This is a genomic window from Rhodoferax sp., assembly GCF_018063565.1.
Classification (GTDB): domain Bacteria; phylum Pseudomonadota; class Gammaproteobacteria; order Burkholderiales; family Burkholderiaceae_C; genus Rhodoferax.
The window spans coordinates 1-4170 of the sequence record NZ_JAGPBB010000159.1; the positions used below are offsets into that span (position 1 = coordinate 1).

Annotated in this window: 3 protein-coding genes; 1 reads left to right on the forward strand and 2 read right to left on the reverse strand. The window is 62.9% G+C overall.

Going from position 1 to position 4170, the window contains the following annotated elements; genetic code table 11:
• Positions 1-1757: PAS domain S-box protein (locus KBF66_RS18930; RefSeq protein ID WP_296661224.1), on the reverse strand; the 1757-nt coding region annotated here is incomplete at its 3' end.
• A gap of 176 nt (positions 1758-1933) precedes the next feature.
• Between KBF66_RS18930 and KBF66_RS18935 the strand changes: the two genes are divergently transcribed.
• Positions 1934-3403: a DASS family sodium-coupled anion symporter gene (locus KBF66_RS18935; protein ID WP_296661226.1), complete on the forward strand. Its 1470-nt coding sequence runs from the start codon at positions 1934-1936 to the stop codon at positions 3401-3403.
• A gap of 170 nt (positions 3404-3573) precedes the next feature.
• Here the strand turns inward: KBF66_RS18935 and KBF66_RS18940 are convergent.
• Positions 3574-4170: 3'-5' exonuclease (locus KBF66_RS18940; protein ID WP_296661228.1), on the reverse strand; the 597-nt coding region annotated here is incomplete at its 5' end.

Genomic DNA, 4170 nt, shown 5'->3' on the forward strand with positions numbered 1-4170 from the left:
TCCGACTTCAGCAGCGCCAGCGAGTGGCCGATCACCGCATGCACATCACAGTCCTCATAACTGCCCCGGCTTGGGTTGATGAAGCCGCGCACACGCCGCACAATTTCGCTGGCGCGCTGCGATTGCTCCACCATGTCGTCCAGCGCCGCCACCAGCACCTCCATCTGCGCCTGTGCAGCGATAGTGCGTGCCGCGACGGCAAAATTTGACAACGCCATCAGCGGCTGGTTGAGTTCGTGCGCCAGAGTTGATGCCATTTCGCCCACGCTGGCCAGACGCGCGCTGCGCTGCAACTGGCGCTCCTGTTCATGCTGGCGATCCTCGGCCTGCTTTTGCGCGGTGATGTCAACCACCGAACTCATCCATCCCTGGTTGTGTCCCTGGGCATCGATCAGCGGTGCGGTGTACACCCGCGTGATCACATCGTGCCCCGCGCGGTGGCGTATGCGCGACTCGAAACCGTAGGGACGGGCTGCGCTCGACATGGATGCCTCGCGATCGCGCCGATAGGTTTCCAATTCGTCCGGATGCCAATACGGGTAGGGCGGCGAACAGCCCAGCAGTTCATCGGCGCGGTATCCCACCATGTCACAAAAAGCACGGTTGACGTAAATGATGCGTCCCGCCTGATCGCGTGCGCGCATGCCCACCAGCAGTGCGTCCTCCATCGCCTTGCGAAACGCCTGCGCCTGCTCCAGGTCACGGGTGCGTTCCTGCACCCGTTGCTCCAGATCACGCTTGGCCTGGCGTTGTTCGGCAAAACGGCGCTCATGCAGGCGCCAGTACAGGCCCGCCAGCAGCAACACGGCTGCCAGCAAAGTGGCTAGCGCCTGCGCCTCGGCTCTGGCCTGGGCTACGCCATGGAGATCACTGGTGACCACCAGCGTCCAGCCCAGCTCCGGCAGAACGGCCTCCAGCGCCAGAAGGTTGCGTGCCTGCGACTTGACCAGCGTTCCCAGCGCGTACGAGGAGGGGCCGGTCATCTGGCGCACCTGCCAGGGCAGAAGCGGGTAGCTGGCCCGCGCACCATATTGGCCGTTATCCGCCAGCGCGGCCCTGTCGGCGCTGCTGAGTTCCGCACGGCTGTGGTACATCCACTGCGGCTCTGAGCTGAGAAACACGACACCGCGACGGTCGAGCAAAACCCGTGGGTCGGGGCTGTCCGCCCAGGAGCGCTCAAGTGCATCAAAACTCACCTTGACCACCATCACACCGACCACCCGGTCGCCCTTGCGTACCGGTTCGGCAATGAAAAAACCCGGCGCTCCGGTGGTCAGTCCGACACCGTAAAAATAGCTGTGCTGCCCTTTCAGGGCTTGCTGGAAATAGGGACGCTGCCCGTAGGATTGGCCAACAAAGCTGCCCGCCGTATCCCAGTTGCTGGCGGCCAGGGTCAAACCATCGGTATTCATCACAAACAGCGCGGCAGAATCCGTGCGCTCCTTGAACTCCTGCAAATCACGGTTGACCCGAGCGGTCAATGCGCGATCGGCGGGTTGTTCCAGCAAGGCCAGCACATCCGGATGCCGTGCCGCTGCGTAGGGCAAAAAACCGTGCTTTTCAGCAATACCCTGCAGGCCCATCACGGTGGATTGCGCGACCTGCTGCAAAGCCTGAATGCGGCTGTGCATTTCGCGTTGCTCTGCCCAATACCCCGCAGCCGCGATCACCACGCCCGCGCCCAGCGCCAGCAGGCACCAGCGCAACCCGCTGCGCCAGGGCAGACCACGCAGCGTGGAGAAGGTCAAGGGTTTCAAGGCAACCAAAGAATGGGCAGTTAGGGCAACAGCGCCAACGATAGCGTATTGCAGCGGCACGTGGAGCCGATGGCCGCGTCTCTGCGTATTTCTACGCAGGCGTGGGAGGCGAATGGCACGGATGCGCAAATGGCGCTGTTTTTCGATACTGGGCAGCACCAAGGAGAAGTCTGATCATGCAACAAGAATCTTCCATCCGAACGGCACCCGCTTTGCTGGCCATCGCCATCACACTGGCCATCTGGTTTGTCATCCCGGTGCCAGACGGGGTGACACCCGCAGCCTGGCATTTGCTGGCACTGTTCATCGGCACCATTGCTGCCATCATTGGCAAGGCCATGCCGATTGGGGCACTGGCGATGATTGCCATCGCACTGGTGGCCATCACCGGGGTTACCAACAACAAGCCCGCGGCGGCTGTCGCCGACGCGCTGAGTGGTTTCTCCAACCCCCTGATCTGGCTGATTGGGTTCTCCATCATGATCTCGCGTGGCCTGATCAAGACCGGGCTGGGCGCGCGCATCGGCTATTTCTTCATCCGCCTGTTTGGCAAGAAGACACTGGGAATCGGTTACGCGCTGGGTTTGTCCGAACTGGTGCTGGCACCGGTCACCCCGAGCAATACCGCGCGCGGCGGCGGCATCATGCACCCGATCATGCGCTCCATCGCCATCAGCTTCGACTCCACCCCCGAGCACGGCACGCAGGGTCGCATCGGTCGCTACCTGGCCCTGGTCAACTACCACGCCAATCCGATCACTTCCGCCATGTTCATCACGGCCACTGCGCCCAACCCGCTGGTCGTGAAGTTTGTCGCTGAGGCCACCGGGGCGCAGATCTCGCTGACGTGGTCGACCTGGGCGCTGGCAATGCTGCTGCCGGGCCTTGCTGCCATGTTGCTCATGCCGTTGGTGCTGTACTGGCTGTCGCCACCGGAGATAAAGGACACGCCGCAGGCCAGCCAATTTGCGCAGGAGCGTCTGACCGAACTAGGCCCGGTCAAAACCAGTGAAAAAATCCTGCTGGCGGTATTTGCACTGCTGCTGATGCTGTGGGCCGGGGTGCCAGCCATGGTGCTTGGTGCCGGCTATGAGGTGGACGCCACCGCCGCTGCGGCCTTGGGTCTGGCTCTGCTGTTGACCAGTGGTGTGCTGGACTGGGACGATGTACTCAAGGAAAAGGGTGCGTGGGACACCGTCACCTGGTTTTCAGCGCTGGTAATGATGGCCACATTCCTCAACAAGCTGGGTTTGATAACCTGGTTTTCCAAGGCGGTGCAAAGCGGCATTCTCAGTTTGGGCCTGGGCTGGGTTGGGGCCGTGGCGCTGCTGACCCTGGTGTACCTGTACGCACACTACTTCTTTGCCAGCACCACCGCACACATCACCGCCATGTTTGGCGCTTTCTTCGCCGCCGGCATCGCGCTGGGCGCACCGGCCATGCCGTTCGCTCTGCTGCTGGCCGCCGTGTCATCGATCATGATGACACTGACGCACTACGCCACTGGCACATCGCCCATCGTGTTCGGCTCCGGCTATGTCACGTTGGGCCACTGGTGGCGAGTCGGGTTCGTGATGAGCCTGGTCAACCTCGCGGTCTGGGTATTGGTGGGCGGAGTCTGGTGGAAGGCGTTGGGATACTGGTAAAACCGACCGTGGCTCCTGCTGCGTAAGCGTCAGGAGCCAGCGAATTTATAGCGTTGGATAGCTGATATAACCGATGACACTGCCAACTTTCCAGGTGGCGCCGTCGGGGGTGACCGGAAACGGAACTTCCGATCGACCGCAGTTTGTGCCCACGCAGCCGCGAGATCCACTTATGCAGCTGCGAAATACTTTTTCACCACCCCCGCCATGGCGTGCCTGGGGCTGGACTGAATCTTCATCAGCAGCGGGTGGCACGCTTCGGGCAGTTCAAAGCGTTGGCACAGGTCCGTCTGGATGCGCTGAAGCAGTGCTGCGGCCACCTCGGCGTCGGCCAGGGCGCGGTGGGCGCGGCCTGCGCTGGGCAGTCGGTGCAGCGCCGCCAGGGCACCCAGCGAGTGGCTGCGCGCCTCGGGGTGGACGCGTCGGGACAGTAGCACCGTGCAGGCAAAGGGCTGCGCGGCGGGCAGGTCGATGCGGGCCAGCTCGGCCTGCCAGTAGCGCCGGTCAAACGAGGCGTTGTGCGCCACCATGGGCGCGTCGCCAACAAAGCGGCTGGCAGCGGCCATCACCTCGGCCGCAGGCGGCGCGGCCTGGATCATGGCGTTGCTTATGCCGGTAAACGACTCGATGAAGGGCGAAATACGCACCCCCGCGTTCATCAGGCTCTGAAAGCGCCCCACCACCTCGCCGCCCTCCAGCATGACGATGGCAATTTCCGTGGCGCGATCGCCCATGGCGGGGGAGAGGCCAGTGGTTTCGAAGTCGAT